The sequence below is a fragment of the Streptomyces blastmyceticus genome, assembly GCF_039521185.1.
In the GTDB taxonomy this organism is placed as follows: Bacteria; Actinomycetota; Actinomycetes; order Streptomycetales; family Streptomycetaceae; genus Streptomyces; species Streptomyces blastmyceticus.
Genome location: NZ_BAAABW010000013.1, coordinates 1 through 18,171, shown reverse-complemented (window position 1 = coordinate 18,171; position 18,171 = coordinate 1). Strand labels below are relative to the sequence as shown.

The following is an 18,171-nucleotide window of genomic DNA, read 5'->3' as shown; positions in this document are numbered from 1 at the left end:
TGGGTGGACGTGGGGTATGCGGGACCGGGAGTGAGGGGGTTGGCTTGAACCGGCCGATGGCCAGCGCTCACAGCAAAGCGCGAACAGCGCGCCCGACGAGAATTCTTGGCGCGATCCTGACGCACCGTCCCACTACCTTGACGCCTTCTTTATGGCATTCGATGCCTTGTTCTGATCCCGGAATCCGACTGGCCCGTCTGTGACTTCGAGCGACAACCCGGGGCGGGCGGCTCAGCGTTGGCAGAGGGTGATTTCCAGATCGCGGGCGCTGCGGTGGTAGCCCGGGGACAGGCCGGCGCGGGTGAGGGCCTGTTCCTGGGACGCCGCTGTGCGGGCGGCGGCCTGGCGGGAGCCGGAGGAGATGTGCCGGCAGGTGATGTGCCAGACGCGGGGCGCGCGGGCCAGGCGCTGGTCCAGAAGGGCCTGGTCGGCGGGCTGGTTGTCCAGGGTGCCGCGCTCGGCGGCCGTCCGGGTCGTGCCCAGGTCGGGGAGGTGGGCGAAGTCCTCCGGGTAGGCGGAGGGGATCAGGTCGCACCGTCCGCCGCTGAAGAGAACGCCGTCACCGGAGGCGGCACGGCCCTGCAGTGTGGTGAGCACGGCGGTGGTGTCCCAGTGACGGCTGTCCTGCTGACGTATGGCGAGGTGGGATACGGCAATCGGGACAGTCAGCAGGAGTGCGAGCAGGAGCTGCTTGGGCCACGGGAGGACGGTGGCGGCCGCCGCGAGGAGCAATGCCAGGGCCGGCAGGCAGAACAGCAGGTAGCGGTAGGCGAAGAGGGGCTGGTCGAGGGAGAGGCCCAGGAGGAGCAGCGGGGGTACGGCCAGCCAGGGCACGCCGACGGCGAGGAGAAGGGGCGGGGCCTTGCGCCGCCGGGCTATGAGGAGGGCCACGGCGGCGAGGGCGGTGAGGGTGAGGAGGAGTTTCAGGGCGTTGGGGAGAGTGTCCTGGCCGGGGGTGAGCAGCCAGGTGAGGTAGTTGTACGGAGTTGTGGCGGTGATCGGTGGAGCCTCGCCGACAGCGGATCGCTGGGAGAAGCCGAGGACCAGCAGCGGAATGACGGCGGCGATGCCCGCAGCCTGGGCCGACAGCAGGCGTATGAGTACGCGGCGGCGGGCGGGACGCCGCAGGGCCACCGTGACCGCGTGGGCGGCCACCAACAGCAGTCCCATCACGTTGAACCAGCCCAGCAGGGCTATCAGCACGGCGTAGCCGGCCGACCAACGGGCATGGCCCGACAGGGCTTTGATCAGGGCGCCGGTGGCCAGTACCGCCACGGCCATGACGAAGGCGAACGAGCGGGCCTCCTGCGCGTACCGCGACGCGGTGGGCAGCACGGCGAGCAGCAGCCCCGCGTACAGGCCGAGGCGCGGCCCGCCGAGCAGCCGACCCAGCCACGAGAGGCCCGCTGCCGCGACGGCCACCGCCACTGCAGAGGGCAGCCGCATCGTGAACTCGCCGACCCCCACGGCCTGTCCGACCAGGTACATCAGTACGTAGTGCAGGCCGTGCACCGCGTCCACGTGCCCCAGCAGCTCCATCAGCTGTGGCCAGGACCGGTGCGCCACGTCGAGGGTGACGATCTCGTCGGTCCACGCGGACGGGCCCGTGATCCCCCAGAGCCCCAGGCCGAGTCCGACGATCAACGGCGCCCATACGGCCGCCCGTTCCAGGCTGGGCAACAGCGAATGAATGGCCCGAAGTATGGACCGTCCCATCGGAACGGGGCTGGCGAGCGTACGAGGCATGGCAGGCGTGGTGGGGCGGAGGGAGGGGGGCATGGTGGTGTCTTCTTTCCGGCACTGCCACAAGAGGGGCAGCACCGGGGCAGGGCAGGCCGGGAAGCCCGGGCGGCGGGGGGAAAGGATGGTGGTGCAGAGGGCGGCGAGTCGACCCAGGGTGGTGGGGAACGCCTCAGAAGGACCGCGGGGACACACCTCGCGCCGGCGGGCTCCGGTGTCTCAGCCGAGGTGGCCGACGGAGGCGTCCGTGGCCGCGAGTCGGCGTTCGAGGGGGGTGCGGTAGCAGGGGGTGACGCGGGTGCCGTCGAGGAAGATCGTCAGGCGCTGGATGGCGTTGTTGATGAGGACGCGGGAGTGGCGGCCGGGGTCGGTCAGGAGCCGGTGGTTGATGCGGCCGTCGGAGCGCTGGGCCCAGGCACCGACGATACGGCCGTCGGCCCAGACGGTCGGGCCGATGTTGCCGTTGCGGTCGAACAGGGCCGCTGCGTGGGCCGGGTCGAGGTACCAGTCGCGGTGGCGCCATCCCATGGCGGTGGGGTCCAGACCGGGCAGCAGCGCCACCCAGGGTTCGTGGTCGGTCCCGGCAGGGGGCTGATTGTCCTCGGGGAGGAGGTAGCCGGTGCCTTCGTCGAGCTCGACGGCCTCGGCGCCGGTGGCCGCGACGGCCTTGCGGGTGTCGGTGAGGGTCCAGCCCGTCCACCACTTCAGGTCGGCCGCGGTGACAGGCCCGAACGCGGCCAGGTAGTGGCGGGCCAGCGTGGTCTTGGCCTCGCCCACGGGGATCGCGGGGAAGGGTTCGGCCGGCTCCCAGCGGAACTGGGCGGAGGTCCATGAACCGGCCGGGCGGGTACGGCGGATGCGCCCTTCGGCGGCGAGGGTGCCCAGGATCGGGGCAGACACGCGCTGGCGCGTCTCATACCGCTTGCCGGCGTTGACAGCGTAGTCCTCACGCAAGTCGGGTATGTCGGCGGCGAGTTCGACCGCGGTGGCTCGGCCCCGCGCGGTCAGGGCGGCGAGAGTGGCGTCCTCGACGGCCGCGTAACGGGTGGGGCTCCAGCCGACGGTGGCGCGCAGTTGCTCGACGGCATCGCCGCGGTTGCGGTGGGCGTCCTTGGCGGTGGCGGCGTAGAGGGCGGGCGCGAGGTGGTGGGGGGTGACGAACATGGTGCGGCGCATGCACCGGATACGGGCGAGCGGAGGCGTCGCGTCGTACAGGGCATGGTCGACGGCCGCGGCGGTGGGAGCGTGCATGCGGGCGGCGGCCGAGAGGAAGACCGTGGCGGGGTCGGTGGCATGCAGGCCTATGAGGGCCTCGGCCACCTCCTGCGGCGCGACCGCCCGGCGAGCCGGGGTGAGCAGGTGCCGGGCGGCGAGGCGCAGGCGGCGTTCGGCGGGAGGGATACGGCGCAGGACGGTCATCGAACGGTGCTTCCAGGGGATGGCGGGTGCGTGCGGTGATGTTCAGTACATTAGTACCGTACTAACGCCTCGCAGGTTTTCGCAATACGGACATTGCCCCCTTTATATCTCCGGATCCCCCGGGCCGACAAAAGAGTACGAATGTACTGTAATTTTGAACAGTTCACCGCGGAAAGGGACCCGACACCCCTCAGTCCGCCAGCCCCAGGTCTTCCAGGTCCAGTGCCCGTTGGATGCGGCGCCTAGTGGTGTCGCTGATCTCATGGGTGTCGTAGAGGCGCTGCAGTTCATGGGACTCGACGCCGATCAGGGCGCGCCGCATGACCCGGTGGTCGGCGACGGCGGAAGGCGGGTCCGTGGCCGCGTCCGCGCCCGCTTCGTCGTCGGCGCAGAGGCGGTTCTCCAAGTCGCGGCGCAGCTGGTCGGCCACCGCGGTGGGGACCGCTTCGAGATCGACGAGCTCGTCGAGGTGGAGCAGGGCCGCGCGGGCGAGGCTGCCACGGGCGCGGGCCTCTTCGCGTGCGGTGTGTTCGGGCTCCAGGGCGATGCCGGATCGGCGGACCAGGGGTGCCAGGGTGAAGCCCTGTACGACGAGGGTGAGCGCGACGACACCGGTCGTGAGGGTGAGGACCAGCGAGCAGTGCGGCAGCGACTCGCCACCGCTCGTCACCAGCGGGATGGACAGCGCGGCGGCCAGCGGCATGACACCACGGGTACCGGCCCATGAGGCCACCGCGGGTACACGCCAGGAGATCCGGCCCTCGCCACGCCGATGCTGCATCACTGCCGAGAGCGGGAAGATCCACAGCAGCCGTACGGCGATGACGGTGGCGGCCACCGCGAGGACGCCGAGCGGCCAGCCTCGTTCGTCCGGTGCGAGTGCGCGGACCAGGGACGGCAGCTCCAGGCCTATGAGAGCGAAGACGACGCTCTCCAGCAGGAAAACGACCGTGGCGTAGACGGCGTGCACCTGCAGGCGTATCGGGGCGTTGGCCAGCTTGTGGCCGGTACTCCCGAGAAGTACGCCCGCGAGGACGACCGCTGTCACCCCGGAGGTGTGCAGGTCTTCGGCCAGTACGTAGGCCGCGTACGGGGTGACCAGAGCGATCACGGTCTCGAGCACCGGGTCCTCGGTCCGCTTCCGTATCAGCACCACCATGCCGGCGACGGCGGCGCCGACGAGTGCGCCACCGCCGCCCAGCACCACGAACTTCCCCACCGCGGCCGGCGGGGAGACCGCGCCGCCGATCACCGCCGACCCCACCGCCACTTTGAACAGCACCAGGCTCGTGGCGTCGTTGAACAGGCTCTCCGCCTGCACCATGACCTGCACCCGCGGCGGCAGGGCCAGCCGGCGGCCCAGCGCGGTCACCGCGACCGGATCGGTACTGGCGAGCACCGCGCCGAGCACGAAAGCCATGGACCCGGCCAGCGGGGTCACCAGCGAGGCCACCATGCACACCGCCGCCGCGGAGGCCAGCACCAGGCCGAAGGCGAGGACGGTGACCGGCCGCCACACCTTGCACAGATCCCGCCAGGAGATCTCCTCGGCGGAGGCGTACAGCAGGGGCGGCAGCACCAGCACGCTGATCACTTCGGGTTCGACGTGGACGTCCGGCACCCAGGGCAGCGTCCCTACCGCGACTCCCGCGACGACCAGGAGCGAAGGGGCCGGGATACGCCAGTGCCGCGCCCCGGTGGCCACCGCGGTGGCCAGGGCCACGAGAAAGAGCACAGCAGTCAGGCCGGTCATGTGGTCGTTCCCCCGAGAGTGTGCCGGGGCGCGGCTGAGGAAGCCTTGCCGCCGACCAGTCTTCCCGGCACTCCAATGGGGAACTTACCCGACGCCGACGAAGTCCGGCTACGGCCTGGACGTGACTCCGCGTCCCCGCCGGGCCGGAACCCGCGCCCGTCTTCCCGCAGTTCAGCCCAGGTGGCCGCCCGGTCAGCGGAACTCGGCCAGGCGAACACGCATGCCCGGACGGCGAGGGCGCCCGCGCCCGGCAGCCCTACCGTGTCACGACTCCCGTCCGCCGCCCTTCGCCCACAGGGAGCGCACATGGCCGAGGTGGCGTGCCATGCACTTCTCGGCGCCCTTGGCGTCGCCCGCGAGCATCAGGTCCAGGAGTTCGAGGTGTTCCTCGGCGGAGGGGATGAGCTCGCCGCGCTGATCGAGGGCGGTCAGCCCGTACAGGCGCGAGCGCTTGCGCAGGTCGCCGACGGTCTCGACGAGGCGTTCGTTGCCGGAGAGGGCCAGCAGGGTGAGATGGAACTGCCGGTCGGCCTCCAGGTACCCGATGAGGTCGTGGTCGCGCGCGGCGCGCACGATCTCCTCGGCGACCGGGCGGAGTGCTTCGAGGTCCTCCCGGGTGGCGGTGCGCGCGACCCGGCCGGTCGTGGGGACCTCGATCAGTGTGCGGATCTCGGTGTACTGGTCCAGGTCGCGTTCGTTGACCTCGGTCACCCTGAATCCCTTGTTGCGGACCGGTTCGACCAGGCCCTCGCGGGCGAGGTCGAGCATGGCCTCGCGCACCGGGGTCGCGGAGATGCCGAAGTCCTCGGCGAGCTGGGGTGCGGAGTAGACCTGGCCGGGGCGGAGTTCGCCGGAGATGAGCGCGGCCCGCAGGGCGTGGGCGACCTGGTCGCGCAGCCGCTCGGTGGCGGTGATGAGGTTGCGCTGCTTGAGGTGGCCCATGGTGTCCCGTGTCCTTTGCGTCGCCGGTGCGGCGGCCGGGTCCGGCAGCCGCGTCCTCGGCACGTGCGCAGCCGCGCTGCCCGGCTGGTCCGTACCTGGACGGACCAACGAGCGTACAATGTCACATCGTTCTCAGGGAGCCAGGGTGTAGGTACGGCTGGAGGTGTAGAAGTCCAGTGCCGCGCGCCCCTGTTCGCGCGGCCCGTGACCGGAGGCCTTCGTGCCGCCGAACGGCAGGTGGAAGTCGACGCCGGTGGAAGGGGCGTTGACGCGGATCATCCCGGTGTCGAGACGGTCGAGACCGTGCAGCGCCGCCTCGAGTCCGGCGGTGTGGACCGAGGTGACCAGCCCGTACGGGACCGCGTTGCTGATCCGTACGGCGTGCGGCAGATCGTCCGCGGGCAGCAGCGCGGCCACGGGGGCGAAGACCTCCTCGGTGAGCAGCCGGTGACCGGTCGGCACCTTCTCGACCACCATGGGGGCCACGTACCAGCCGGGGCCTTCCGGAGCGGCGCCGGCGGCGAGGACGGAGGCGCCGCCCAGAGCCTCCTCGCACCGGGCACGGGCCCGGTCCGAGATAAGGGGCCCGCATACGGTGGCGGGGTCTGCGGGATCGCCAACGGGCAGGGTGCGCAGCGCTTCGGCGAGTGCCTCGCGCAGGGGGTCGAGGGCCGCGCCGACGGCGATGACGCGGCTGGTGGCGGTGCACTTCTGCCCGGCGTATCCGGCGACGGCCGCGGCGATGTGGGCGGCGGCGCGCTCGATGTCGGCGTCGGGCAGGACGATCGCGGCGTTGAGCCCGCCCGTCTCGGCCTGCACCGGGATGCCCCGGGCAGTGGCGGCGCGGGCGACCGCGGCGCCGACGGCGGTGGAGCCGGTGAAGGAGACGACGTCGGCGGCCGAGAGGACGGCGTTGCCCTCGGTCGCTCCGCCGGGCACGACGGTGAACACGTCGGCGGGCAGGGCCTGCTGGACGAGTTCGGTGAGGCGCAGGGCGCACGCGGTGGCCTCGGGTGCGGGTTTGAGGACGACCGTGTTGCCGACCGCGAGTGCGGGTGCGGCCTTCCAGGACGGGATGGCGAAGGGGAAGTTCCAGGAGGTGATCAGGCCGGCGGCGCCGTGCGGGCGGCGCCGGGTCAGCAGCAGTCCGGGGCCGCCCGCCGTCTCGTGCACCGCGCCTGACGGCTCGTAGGGGGCCTGGGCGTAGTACCGCCAGATCGCGGCCGTGCGCGCCACTTCGGCCCGCGCCTCGGCGAGTGGTTTGCCCACCTCGCGTACGGCCAGGGCGGCGAGCTCCTCGGCTGCGGCCTCGACGGCCGTGGCGACGGCGGAGAGCGCGGAGGAGCGGGCGGCGGCGCCGGTGAGCAGCCAGCCGGGCTGGGCGGCGCGGGCCCGCTCGACGGACGCGACGGCGGCGGAGGCGCCTGGCGCGGGCACCTCGGCGACGATGTCGGACGGGTCGGCCGGGTTGCACGAGATGAAGGTGGTCTGGTCGGCGGTCACAGGAGGAAGCCTCCGGGGAAGGGGTCGTCCGGGTCGAGGAAGTACTGGGCGGTGCCGGTGATCCAGGCGCGTCCGGTGATGGCGGGCACGACCGCCGGCACCCCGGCGACCCGCGTCTCCCCCACGAGGCGGCCGGTGAACCGGGTGCCGATGAAGGACTCGTTGACGAAGTCGCGGTCGAGCGGGAGCGCGCCGCGGGCGTGCAGCTGGGCCATGCGTGCGGAGGTTCCCGTGCCGCAGGGGGAACGGTCGAACCAGCCGGGGTGGATGGCCATGGCGTGCCGTGAGTGGTGGGCGTCGGAGCCGGGGGCGGCGAGGTAGACGTGCTTGAGTCCGCTGATCTCGGGGTGTTCGGGGTGGACGGGCCGGTCGGGCGAGGCGTTGATCGCGTCCATGATGGCGAGCCCGGCGACGAGCAGGTCGTCCTTGCGGGCCCGGTCGAAGGGCAGTCCCAGGGCGTCGAGTTCGGCGAAGGCGTAGAAGTTGCCGCCGAAGGCGAGGTCGTAGGTGACCGTGCCGTGGCCGGGGACGTCGGTCTTGCGGTCGAGGCCGACGCTGAAGGCGGGCACGTTGGTGAGCGTGACGGCCTTGGCCGCTCCGTCCTCGACCTGGACGTCGACGCTGATCATCCCGGCCGGGGTGTCCAGGCGCACGGTGGTGACCGGCTCGGTGACCGGCACCATGCCGGTCTCCACGAGGACGGTCGCGACGCCGATGGTGCCGTGCCCGCACATGGGCAGCAGTCCGGAGACCTCGATGTAGAGGACTCCGTAGTCGGCGTCGGGCCGGGTGGGTGGCTGGAGGATCGCGCCGCTCATGGAGGCGTGGCCGCGCGGCTCGTACATCAGGAGCGTGCGGAGGTGGTCCAGGTGCTCGATGAAGTGGAGCCGGCGCTCGGCCATGGTGGCGCCGGGTATCACGCCGACGCCGCCGGTGATGACGCGTGTGGGCATGCCCTCGGTGTGCGAGTCGACGGCATGGAAGACATGACGAGTGCGCACGGACGTCCTTTCATGCAGATGCCGTATCAGCGGGTGCCGTCGAGTGGTCAGTGGTGTCCGTCGGCGACGGCCTTCTCGGTGGCGGCGCGCACCGCGGCCTCGGTCTCGCCCGTGAGCGCGAGGCGCGGGGGGCGGGTGGGTCCGCCGTGGCGGCCGACGATGTCCATGGAGAGTTTGATGGACTGCACGAACTCGGTCCTGGAGTCCCAGCGCAGCAGGGGGTGCAGCGACCGGTAGAGGGGCAGTGCCGTCTGCGGGTCCCCGGCGACGGCGGCGCGGTAGAGCTCGGCGCAGGTGGCGGGGAAGGCGTTGGGGTAGCCCGCGACCCAGCCGACGGCTCCGGCGGCGGCGAGCTCCAGGAGGACGTCGTCGGCGCCGATCAGCAGGTCGAGTTCGGGGGCGAGTTCGGCGATCTCGTAGGCGCGCCGGACGTCGCCGCTGAACTCCTTCACGGCGACGATGCCGCCGTCGGCGTGCATCCGGGCCAGCAGGCCGGGGGGCAGGTCGACCTTGGTGTCGATGGGGTTGTTGTAGGCGACGACGGGTATCCCGGCCCGCGCGACCTCCGCGTAGTGGGCGCGGACCGACCGCTCGTCGGCGCGGTAGGCGTTGGGGGGCAGCAGCAGGACGGAGCCGCAGCCCGCCTCGGCGGCCTGCTCGGCCCAGCGGCGGGCCTCGGCGCTGCCGTAGGCGGAGACGCCGGGCATCACCCGCGCCCCGTCGCCTGCCGCCTCGACGGCGGTGCGCACCAGTTGGGCGCGCTCCTGCGGGGTGAGGGTCTGGTATTCGCCGAGGGAGCCGTTGGGGACGACGCCGTCGCAGCCGTTGTCGAGGAGCCAGCGGACGTGTTCGGCGTAGGCGTCGTGGTCGACGGAGAGGTCCTCGCGCAGCGGGAGCGCGGTGGCGACCATGATGCCGCGCCAGGGGCGGTCGGTGGTCCAGGAGTCGGTGGTCATGCCATAGGCCTTTCTGCGGTGCGAGTGGGAGTCAGGACGTGCGGTCGTTCTCCGCGGGCTGGTCTGCCAGAGCTCCGAGCGGTACGGGTACGGCGAGCGGGCGGCGTTCCGCGGACGGCGGTACGGTCCCCTGTGCCGTACCGGCGGCTGCGAGGCAGGCCACGGCCGCTCCGCACATCCGGCCCTGGCACCAGCCCATGCCGGCCCGGGTGAGGAGCTTGACGGTCCGGGCGTCGCGGGCGCCGAGGCCGGTGACCGCCTCGCGGATGTCACCGGCGGTGACCTCCTCGCAGCGGCACACGTCGGTGTCGTCGGTGAGCCAGCCGGTCCAGCCGGGGCCGGGCGCGTGGGCGGCGGCCATGGTGTCGGCGAAGGCGCGCATGCGGTCGCGGCGCCGGGCCAGGTCCCGTACGCGTCGACTGCCGGTGAGGGCGGGCCGTCCGCGCAGCCGGGCGACCGCCGCGATGCCCGCCAACTCACCTTCTGCACAGGCAAGTTGCCAGCCTCCGATGCCACCGGTCTCCCCCGCGGCCCACAGGCCGGGCACCGAGGTCTCCTGGAGGTCGTCCAGGGCGAGTGCGTGCGTGCCGTCGGGTGTGCGCCGTGTCGCACACCCGAGGCCGGTGGCGAGCTCGGTCTGCGGCAGGAGTCCGTGCCCGACGGCGAGGGCGTCGCAGGCGATGCGGCGGCCCGTGCCGGGCAGGGGCCGCCAGTCGCGGTCGAGCCGGGAGACGGTGACGGCCTCGACGCGGTCGGTGCCGTGCACCTCGGTGACCGCGCTGCGGGTGCGCAGCGGTATGCGGTGGCGCAGCAGTGCGGTGCCGTGGACGGCGGCTTCGAGAAGCTTGTGCGGGTTGGCGGCGAGGGTGAGCGGGCGGCGGGCGTAGCCGAGGTAGCCGGATGCCTCGACCACCGCGGGGACGTGGGCTCCGGCGGTCGTGAGCGAGGAGGCGACGGCGAGCAGGAGCGGCCCGCTGCCGGCGACGACGACCCGCTGTCCGGGCAGGACGAGCCCGGACTTGAGCATGGCCTGGGCGCCGCCGGCGCCGACGACGCCGGGCAGGGTCCAGCCGGGGAAGGGGAGTTGCCGCTCGTACGCGCCGGTCGCGAGGAGGAGCGCGCGGGCCCGTACGCGGACCGGGGTGTCCCCCTCGTCGGCACCGGTGAGGGCGTGCACGGTCCACGGCCCGTCGTCGTGCTGCTGGATGGTCCACACGTGGTGGTGGGCGAGGTGTGTGATGTCGCTCGCCCGGAGGCGGCGGCGGAGTTCGGCGAAGGCGGACCAGTCGTGGTGCAGGGCTTGTGGCCGGGCGGCGCCCAGGCCGGGGGCGGGGTGGCGGAAGTACTGGCCGCCGGTCTGTCCGGCGGCGTCCAGGAGGGCGACGGACAGGCCGAGTTCGTCGGCGGTGACGGCTCCGGCGAGTCCGGCGGGTCCGGCGCCGATCACCGCGAGGTCGTACGGCTCAGACGGCGAGTCCGGCATGGCCGTGTCCCTCCTGGGTGGTGATCGTGTCGCCGGGCCGGGCGGGTACGAGGCAGGCCCGGCGGTTGGGTTCGCCGTTGACGGTGGCGAGGCAGTCGTAGCACTGGCCGATGCCGCAGAACGCCCCGCGCGGGCGGCCGCCGTTGCGGGTGGTGCGCCAGGCGAGGATGCCCGCGCCCCACAGTGCGGCGGCGATGGACTGGCCGGGCAGGGCGGTGACCGTACGGCCGTCGAAGGTGATCTCGAAGGGCGGGCCGGGCTCCGCCTCGACCAGGTCGGCGGGGGTACGGGCCACTGCGGGCCTCCTCTCGGGAGCGGCGGGAAGCGGGGGTCAGGCTGCCGGGGCGAAGCGGCCGGGGCGGAACGGGCCGACGTCGAGCGGCGGTTGATCGCCCGTCAGCAGCCGGGCGACGACGAGGCCGGTGGCCGGGGCGAGTCCGATGCCCGCGCCCTCGTGCCCGCAGGCGTGCAGCAGCCCGGGAATGTGGGGGTCGGTGCCGATGGCGGGCAGGTGGTCGGGCAGGTACGGACGGAATCCCGCGTACGTCCGCATGACCCGCACCCCGGCCAGCACCGGGAACAGTGTCGTGGCCTGGGCGGCGAGGCGGCGGAGCGCCTCCACCGACAGGGTGCGGTCGAAGCCGACCCGTTCGCGGCTGCCGCCGATGAGCACCGGGCCGGCCGAGGTGCCCTCGACCACCACGGAGGCCTGCAGCGCCGCCGAGCCGCTGGCGACGTCGGAGACGTAGTCCGAGGCATAGACCTTGTGCCGCACGAGGCGCGGCAGCGGTTCGGTGACGAGCACGAAGCCGCGGCGGGGCAGCACGGGCAGGTGGGCTCCGGCGAGCCGGGCCACCTCGCCGCCCCAGGTGCCGGCCGCGTTGACCACGTAGGGGGCGTGCAGGTCACCGGCCGCGGTACGGACGCCCCGCACCTTCCCTTGCGGGCCGGTGAGGATGGCGGTGACCTCCTCGCCGGTGCGTATCCGGGCGCCCGAGGCGCGCAGCAGGTGTGCGGTGGCGAGGGCGGGCTGGACCTGGGCGTCCTGCGGGTAGTGGAAGCCGCCCCCGAGACCGGGGGCGAGGTGCGGTTCCAGCTCGTGCAGTCGGTCGGGCGGGATCTCCTCGGCCGTGACGCCGGCCCCGGTCTGGGCCTCGGCGAACTTCCGCAGCGTGGACATGCCGGTGGCGTCGGAGGCGACGACGAGTCCGCCCTTGGCCTCGTACTCGATCGATGCCGGGAGCTCCTGGGCCAGCTCCCGCCACAACTCCACGGATAGCAGAGCCAGTTCGAGCTCGGGGCCGGGTTCCTTGTCGGAGACCAGGAGATTGCCTTCACCGGCGCCGGTGGTCCCGGCGGCGACGGGGCCGCGGTCGACCACGGTGACAGTGAGGCCGGAGCGGGCGGCGTAGCAGGCGCAGGCGGCGCCGATCACGCCCGCTCCGACGACGATGACGTCCGAGGGGTTACTCATGGGCACGTCAGTAATATTTCACATTGCACTTGCCGTGCCAAGAGCTGGTCCAGACTTGGCCGCCCCCAACTTCCGCCTACCCGGCGAGGAGTTCACCCATCCACGCCTCGATCGCGTCGGGTGTGCGCGGCAGCGCCCCCGACATCAGGCGCGCCCCGTCGGCGGTGATGACCAGGTCGTCCTCGATCCGCACACCGATGCCTCGGAGTTCGGCCGGCAGCGTCTCGTCGTCGGGCTGGAGGTAGAGCCCGGGCTCGACGGTGAGCACCTGCCCCTCCTCCAGGACGCCGTCGAGGTAGACGTCCGCCCGCGCCTGCGCGCAGTCGTGGACGTCGAGGCCGAGCATGTGCCCGCTGCTGCACAGGGTGTACCGGCGGTGGAAGTCGCCCTCGGCACTGCTCAGGACGCCCCACTCGGAGAGCCCCTCGGCGATGACCCGCATGCCGGCCCGGTGGAAGTCGCGGAAGCTCGCCCCCGGCTTGAGAGCGGCCATGCCCGCGTCCTGGGCGGCGAGGACGAGTTCGTAGACCTGCCGCTGGACGGGCGAGAAGCGGCCCGACAGCGGGAGGGTGCGGGTGATGTCGGCGGTGTACAGGGTGTCGGTCTCCACTCCGGCGTCCAGCAGGAGGAGTTCGCTGGCGTCCAGGCGGCCGTCGTTGCGTATCCAGTGCAGGACGCACGCGTGCGCCCCGGAGGCGGCGATGGTCTCGTAGCCGGTGCCGTTGCCCTCCGCGCGGGCCCGCAGACCGAAGACGCCCTCGATCCAGCGCTCGCCGCGCGGGTGGGCCAGGGCGCGCGGCAGCGCCCGTACGACGTCCTCGAAGCCGGCGGTCGTGTGATCCACGGCCAGCTGCAGCTGGCCGACCTCCCAGGCGTCCTTGACCAGCCGCAACTCGCTCAAGGTCATGGCCAGTTCGGCGTCGCGGGAGGCGTCGCGGCCGGGCGGGAGCTGCCCATGTTCATCGATGTGCGCGCAGCGGATACCGGTCATGCGCTCGGCCTCGGCGAGGTCCGGGCGCCGACCGACCCAGAACTCGCCGTAGCGGCGGTCCCGGTAGAACTCCGCGCCGGTGCGCGGCGAGCGCGGCCGGACGTACAGCACCGCTTCGTGCCGGTGCGGGCCGTCCGGCTCCAGGACCAGCACGTGACCGGCCTGCTCCTCACCGGTCAGCCCGGTCAGCCACACGTAGGCACTGTGGGGGCGGAAGCGGTAATCGCAGTCGTTTGAGCGGACCTTGAACTCGCCCGCGGGCACGATCAGCCGTTCACCGGGGAAGCGCGCGGACAGCTTCGCCCGGCGCGCGGCGGCGAGGTCGGCCACCGGCAGCCGGAGGTCACCGGGCAGCGGCGTCACGGCCCAGCCGTCCGCCATGAACGCCTCGAACTCCGCCGATACCGGCAGGTCGTGACTTACCGTCCGGATGTCCTCAACTGCGGTCTCCTTCACGGGACTCCTCCTCGGACACAAGTGGATAGGAGCGCGACTGATGCTCCGTCAGTGCAATTTCACATTACTATGCTACGGGTCACATTCCAGCCGCGCGTTCGCCCGTGCCCCGGATCCGCAGAGGGTCCGTGACATGAACCGCCCGGCCGGGCCTACGACTTGGTGACGCGCACGGTGTCGCCGTAGGCGCCGGAGCGCAGCACGTCGATGCGGACGCCGGCGGCGGAGTCGGTGAACGACCGGCCGGCCTTGTAAGGGGCGTTCATCCAGCGGCCGGCAGCCGCTCTCGGGGGTGGCATCGGGGTTGGCGTCCATGGCCCGGACGGGGCCCTTGCCGGTCGGCACGGAGGAGTCGACCTTGTAGACGAGGGCACCGGTCGAGCAGGCTCGCGCGTCCGCCCTGCCGGGCGCCGCGATTCGACCACATAGGCGGAGGTGGGGCCGGTGCCCTCACGGCGGGCGCGGCGGACGTCGTCCCCGCTCGCCCTGGCGATCCTCGGCATCCTCGAAGCCGGGCCCATGCACCCGTACGGGATCCAGCGGCTGATCAAGGAATGGGCAAGGACCAGGTCGTCAACGTCGGCCAGCGCACCAGCCTCTACCGCATGATCAGCCGGTTGGAGGACGCGGGCCTGATAGTGGCAGGCGACACCGAGCGCGACGAGCGCTACCCCGAGCGGACCGTCTACCGCGTCACCGATGCCGGCCGGTCCGCCACCCGCCAATGGCTCGCCGAGATCCTGGCCGCGCCCCGCAACGAGTTCCCCGAATTTCCCGCCGCGCTCTCTTTCGTGCTCATGCTCCCGCCCGAAACGGCCCCTGAACTGCTCAGCGAGCGGCGTGGACGGCTCCAGGAACAGATCGCCGCCCTGGACACGGACCTCGCCATCCAGGCCGGGGAACACCGGCTCCCGCGCGTGGCCCTCCTGGAGACGGAGTACGTGCGTGCGGTCACCCACGCCGAACTGCAATGGGTCACCGCCGTCACCGCCGAGCTCGCGGACGGATCCTTCACCTGGAACCGGCGAGAACTCGATGCGCTCGCATCCGGTGCCCACGCACCGAACGGAACGGGGTCTGAATAGCCCAGGCGCCCCACGCCACCGCCCGCCCTCCGCGGGACGGGCGCGGGCCACGGGTCCTCAGCCGTCGACCGGCAGGCCCCGCGGCTCCTTGATCCGTTTCATGATGATCTGCGAGTTGACCTCGGTGATGCCGGACAGCGTGGTGAGGTGCTCGATCCACAGCCGCTCGTAGGCGGTGATGTCGGCGACCGCGATGCGCAGCAGACAGCCGGGGCTGCCGAAGAGGCGGTATGCCTCGATGACGTCAGGTATGTCCTTCAACGCCGCCTCGAAGGCCTCGACTGCCTCCCGGTCGCGTTTGACCTCGACGGAGACCAGGACCTCGAAGCTCCTCCCGACGGCTTCGGGGTCGATGATCGCCCGGTAGCCCTGGATGACGCCGTCCTGTTCGAGCTGGCGGACGCGGCGCATGCACGGTGAGGACGTGAGGCCGACCCGGTGGGCCAGCTCCTGGATGGTCAGCCGGCCGTCATCCTGGAGCTCGCGCAAGATATTTCTGTCGATCTGGTCCACGGCGCAATTATCCACCACGCTTCGGGGTCGGGCACGCCCGATCTGGCGACCCGATTGCGCGCGATTCGTCCTATGGTTGCTCCCGCCCCGACCGCCGCAGGAACCGGCGTACGAGGGGCATGCCTCGGACCGCAGCGCAACGCGCGGGAGGCGCCCGCCGTGCGACACGTCGCCGCGCACGGCAGTGATCATCTGGCAGAGGAGCGAGCAGACGTGGGACAGATCGTCGTCATCAGCACGGGCGGGACGATCGCCAGCCGCTGGCAGGGTTCCGGATTCGCCGCGGAGGCCCGGGGTACGGACGTGATGGCCACGGCCGTCCTGCCCGAGGGCGTATCCGTGCGGGTCGTCGACCTGATGAGCGTGAACAGTGCCCGGCTCACCACCGCACACCAGCTGGCGCTCCTGCGCACCGTGCGCGAGGTCCTGGCCGATCCCGGTGTGGACGGCATCGTCGTCACGCACGGCACGGACACGCTGGAAGAGTCCGCCTTCCTCCTCGACCTCCATCACGACGACCCCCGGCCGGTGGTGTTCACCGGCGCCCAGCGCCCGCTCGAGGCGCCGGACGGTGACGGGCCGCGCAACCTCCACGACGCGCTGCTGACCGCGGCTTCGGTGCGCGACCTCGGCGTCCTGGTGGTCTTCGACGGGCAGGTGCACGCCGCGCGCGGCACGGTGAAGGTGCAGACGCTGGCCGCCGACGCCTTCGCCGACCCCTCCGGCAGCCGGGTCGCGGACGTGGGAGCCGACGGAGTCGTCATCCACCGCCGCCCCGAGCGCCCGGCACCGCTCCCCCTGCCGTCGGCCGCCGAGCCGCTGCCCCGGGTCGACGTCGTCATGCACCACTGCGACGGGGATCCGCTGTTCCTCGACACCGCCGTCGAGGCGGGCGCCCAGGGCATCGTCCTGGTGGCCACGGGAGCGGGAAACGCCACCCCCGAGATCAGCGCCGCCGTCGAGGCCGCGATATCCCGCGGTGTGCTCGTCGCCGTGACCACGCGTGTGCCCACCGGGCCGGTCGCGGAGATCTACACCCACGGCGGCGCGGTGGACCTCGCCGCCGCCGGAGCGGTCCTGACCGGCACCCTGCGCGCCGGCCAGGCGCGGATCGCCGTGCTCTCCGCGGCCCTCGCCTCCACCGACCCGGCCGAACGCGCCCGCACACTGCGGCACGTGCTCGGCGGCCCCGTGGCCGATGCGCCGGGCGCACGGGCCTGACACTCCCCTCCCCCTCTCCCCCCACGCACCTGATCGGATTCCCATGTCGGCCCCCGTTCCCGCCCCCGCCCCCGCCCCGGCCCACGACCACCCGCCGGTCCGTACCGAGCACGACCTGCTCGGTGACCGGGACGTCCCCGCGGCCGCGTACTACGGCGTGCACACCCTGCGGGCCGTGGAGAACTTCCCCGTCACCGGCACCCCGATCGCCGCCTATCCCGACCTCGTCGTCGCCCTGGCCTCCGTCAAGCAGGCCGCCGCCCAGGCCAACCGCGACCTGGGGCTGCTGGACGGCCGCAAGGCGGATGCCATCGTGCGGGCCTGCGAAGAGATCCGCGCCGGGCGGCTCCACGACCAGTTCGTCGTCGACGTCATCCAGGGCGGCGCGGGCACCTCCACCAACATGAACGCCAACGAGGTCGTCGCCAACCGGGCGCTGGAACTCCTCGGCCACGACAAGGGCGACTACCGGCACCTGCACCCGCTGGAGGACGTCAACGCCGGGCAGAGCACCAACGACGTCTACCCCACCGCCGTCAGTCTCTCCCTGCAACTCGCCGCAGGCCGCCTGCTGGAGGCCATGGAGGTGCTGCGGCAGGCGTTCGCGGCCAAGGCGGAGGAGTTCACGGACGTCCTCAAGATGGGCCGCACGCAGCTCCAGGACGCGGTGCCCATGACGCTGGGCCAGGAGTTCGCGACGTACGCCGTCATGCTGGCCGAGGACCGGGCGCGCCTGGAGGAGGCCCGCGCGCTGCTGCGCGAGATCAACCTCGGCGGCACAGCCATCGGCACCGGCCTCAACAGCCACCCGAGGTACGCCGAGGTGGCCTGCGCCCACCTGGGCGGGATCACCGGCATCCCGCTCACCGTCGCCGGTGACCTCGTCGAGGCCACCCAGGACGTGGGCGCGTTCGTCCAGCTCTCCGGCGTGCTCAAGCGGATCGCCGTCAAGCTCTCCAAGACCTGCAACGACCTGCGCCTGCTCTCGTGCGGCCCCCGCGCCGGCCTCGCCGAGATCAACCTGCCGCCCGTGCAGGCGGGTTCGAGCATCATGCCCGGCAAGGTGAACCCGGTGATCCCCGAGGTGGTCAACCAGATCGCCTTCGAGGTCATCGGCAACGACGTGACCGTCACCTTCGCCGCCGAGGCCGGCCAGCTCCAGCTCAACGCCTTCGAGCCGGTCATCGCGCACAGCCTGCTCAAGAGCCTCACGCATCTGCGGGCCGGCTGTCTGACCCTCGCCGAGCGGTGCGTCAACGGCATCACCGCCAACCGCGATCATCTGGCCCAGCTCGTCGGGGAGTCGATCGGCCTGGCCACCGCGCTCAACCCGCACATCGGCTACGAGCAGGCCACCGCCGTCGCCCAGGAGGCGCTGACCACCGGCGCCTCGGTGCAGGACCTCGTCCTGGCCAAGGGCCTGCTCACCCCGGAGCGGCTCCGGCAGGTCCTCCACCCGGACAGCCTCGCCCGCCCGCACGCCCGGGTGACGACCACGAACGGCTCCTGACGGAACACCCGCCCCAGCAGCGATCCAACACCGCACACCAGAAAGAAGAAGCACCCCGATGGCAACGGCGCCAAGCGTCTCGTACTCGATGACGGTCCGGCTGGAGGTCCCCGCGAGCGGGACC

General features: G+C 72.4%; 16 protein-coding genes. 3 read left to right on the top strand and 13 right to left on the bottom strand.

The genetic code is table 11. The features are described 5' to 3' along the window. Positions 1-231: 231 nt before the first annotated feature. The 12 genes from ABD269_RS10370 to ABD269_RS10315 all read right to left on the bottom strand — a co-directional run bounded on the left by ABD269_RS10370 (position 232) and on the right by ABD269_RS10315 (position 14,017). Positions 232-1,680 carry a glycosyltransferase family 39 protein gene (locus ABD269_RS10370; protein WP_344117489.1) on the bottom strand — a complete coding sequence of 483 codons (1,449 nt, stop codon included), beginning with the start codon at positions 1,678-1,680 and terminating at the stop codon, positions 232-234. Positions 1,681-1,959: 279 nt separating this feature from the next. Beyond that, positions 1,960-3,159: a winged helix DNA-binding domain-containing protein gene (locus ABD269_RS10365; protein ID WP_344117488.1), complete on the bottom strand. Its 1,200-nt coding sequence runs from the start codon at positions 3,157-3,159 to the stop codon at positions 1,960-1,962. A 190-nt stretch (positions 3,160-3,349) separates the two neighbouring features. Further along, on the bottom strand, positions 3,350-4,912 hold the full coding sequence (locus tag ABD269_RS10360) for a Na+/H+ antiporter (RefSeq protein WP_344117487.1): 1,563 nt from the start codon (positions 4,910-4,912) through the stop codon (positions 3,350-3,352). A 264-nt stretch (positions 4,913-5,176) separates the two neighbouring features. After that, positions 5,177-5,854 carry a GntR family transcriptional regulator gene (locus ABD269_RS10355; protein ID WP_344117486.1) on the bottom strand — a complete coding sequence of 226 codons (678 nt, stop codon included), beginning with the start codon at positions 5,852-5,854 and terminating at the stop codon, positions 5,177-5,179. Positions 5,855-5,986: 132 nt separating this feature from the next. Next, positions 5,987-7,357, bottom strand: coding sequence for an aldehyde dehydrogenase family protein (locus ABD269_RS10350; protein ID WP_344117485.1), 1,371 nt, complete (start codon positions 7,355-7,357; stop codon positions 5,987-5,989). Beyond that, the gene (locus tag ABD269_RS10345; RefSeq protein ID WP_344117484.1) at positions 7,354-8,358 is read right to left on the bottom strand and encodes a proline racemase family protein; all 1,005 of its coding nucleotides are present in this window, start codon (positions 8,356-8,358) and stop codon (positions 7,354-7,356) included. Before ABD269_RS10345 ends, ABD269_RS10350 begins: the two co-directional genes overlap by 4 nt. Positions 8,359-8,405: 47 nt before the next feature. Next, positions 8,406-9,314, bottom strand: coding sequence for a dihydrodipicolinate synthase family protein (locus ABD269_RS10340; RefSeq protein ID WP_344117483.1), 909 nt, complete (start codon positions 9,312-9,314; stop codon positions 8,406-8,408). A 31-nt stretch (positions 9,315-9,345) separates the two neighbouring features. Further along, positions 9,346-10,797 carry an FAD-dependent oxidoreductase gene (locus ABD269_RS10335; protein ID WP_344117482.1) on the bottom strand — a complete coding sequence of 484 codons (1,452 nt, stop codon included), beginning with the start codon at positions 10,795-10,797 and terminating at the stop codon, positions 9,346-9,348. Continuing rightward, positions 10,778-11,092, bottom strand: coding sequence for a (2Fe-2S)-binding protein (locus ABD269_RS10330; protein WP_344117481.1), 315 nt, complete (start codon positions 11,090-11,092; stop codon positions 10,778-10,780). The genes ABD269_RS10335 and ABD269_RS10330 overlap by 20 nt, the downstream gene beginning before the upstream one ends. 36 nt (positions 11,093-11,128) lie before the next feature. Continuing rightward, a complete protein-coding gene (locus ABD269_RS10325) occupies positions 11,129-12,271 on the bottom strand; it encodes an NAD(P)/FAD-dependent oxidoreductase (protein ID WP_344117480.1) in 1,143 nt (380 codons plus the stop codon). A gap of 76 nt (positions 12,272-12,347) precedes the next feature. Next, positions 12,348-13,718: an aminopeptidase P family protein gene (locus ABD269_RS10320; RefSeq protein ID WP_344117479.1), complete on the bottom strand. Its 1,371-nt coding sequence runs from the start codon at positions 13,716-13,718 to the stop codon at positions 12,348-12,350. Positions 13,719-13,870: 152 nt separating this feature from the next. Next, positions 13,871-14,017, bottom strand: a complete 147-nt coding sequence (locus ABD269_RS10315) for a hypothetical protein (protein ID WP_344117478.1) — start codon at positions 14,015-14,017, stop codon at positions 13,871-13,873. 255 nt (positions 14,018-14,272) lie between these two features. Between ABD269_RS10315 and ABD269_RS10310 the strand changes: the two genes are divergently transcribed. Next, on the top strand, positions 14,273-14,803 hold the full coding sequence (locus ABD269_RS10310; RefSeq protein WP_344117477.1) for a PadR family transcriptional regulator: 531 nt from the start codon (positions 14,273-14,275) through the stop codon (positions 14,801-14,803). A gap of 57 nt (positions 14,804-14,860) precedes the next feature. Here the strand turns inward: ABD269_RS10310 and ABD269_RS10305 are convergent, their stop codons facing one another. Next, complete coding sequence (locus ABD269_RS10305) at positions 14,861-15,316, bottom strand: Lrp/AsnC family transcriptional regulator (RefSeq protein WP_344117476.1); 456 nt, start codon at positions 15,314-15,316, stop codon at positions 14,861-14,863. A gap of 213 nt (positions 15,317-15,529) precedes the next feature. Here ABD269_RS10305 and ABD269_RS10300 point away from each other — a divergent pair, with 213 nt between their 5' ends. After that, positions 15,530-16,537: an asparaginase gene (locus tag ABD269_RS10300; RefSeq protein ID WP_344117475.1), complete on the top strand. Its 1,008-nt coding sequence runs from the start codon at positions 15,530-15,532 to the stop codon at positions 16,535-16,537. A 43-nt stretch (positions 16,538-16,580) separates the two neighbouring features. Beyond that, positions 16,581-18,047 carry an aspartate ammonia-lyase gene (gene aspA / locus ABD269_RS10295; protein ID WP_344117474.1) on the top strand — a complete coding sequence of 489 codons (1,467 nt, stop codon included), beginning with the start codon at positions 16,581-16,583 and terminating at the stop codon, positions 18,045-18,047. The last annotated feature ends 124 nt before the right edge of the window (positions 18,048-18,171 follow it).

What these genes read in the sequence shown, in the direction of transcription:
- ABD269_RS10365 (WP_344117488.1), bottom strand. Translation starts at nt 3,159, where the DNA reads ATGACCGTCCTGCGCCGTATCCCTCCCGCCGAACGCCGCCTGCGCCTC.
- ABD269_RS10360 (WP_344117487.1), bottom strand. Translation starts at nt 4,912, where the DNA reads ATGACCGGCCTGACTGCTGTGCTCTTTCTCGTGGCCCTGGCCACCGCG.
- ABD269_RS10355 (WP_344117486.1), bottom strand. Translation starts at nt 5,854, where the DNA reads ATGGGCCACCTCAAGCAGCGCAACCTCATCACCGCCACCGAGCGGCTG.
- ABD269_RS10340 (WP_344117483.1), bottom strand. Translation starts at nt 9,314, where the DNA reads ATGACCACCGACTCCTGGACCACCGACCGCCCCTGGCGCGGCATCATG.
- ABD269_RS10335 (WP_344117482.1), bottom strand. Translation starts at nt 10,797, where the DNA reads ATGCCGGACTCGCCGTCTGAGCCGTACGACCTCGCGGTGATCGGCGCC.
- ABD269_RS10325 (WP_344117480.1), bottom strand. Translation starts at nt 12,271, where the DNA reads ATGAGTAACCCCTCGGACGTCATCGTCGTCGGAGCGGGCGTGATCGGC.
- ABD269_RS10315 (WP_344117478.1), bottom strand. Translation starts at nt 14,017, where the DNA reads ATGCCACCCCCGAGAGCGGCTGCCGGCCGCTGGATGAACGCCCCTTAC.
- ABD269_RS10310 (WP_344117477.1), top strand. Translation starts at nt 14,273, where the DNA reads ATGGGCAAGGACCAGGTCGTCAACGTCGGCCAGCGCACCAGCCTCTAC.
- aspA (WP_344117474.1), top strand. Translation starts at nt 16,581, where the DNA reads ATGTCGGCCCCCGTTCCCGCCCCCGCCCCCGCCCCGGCCCACGACCAC.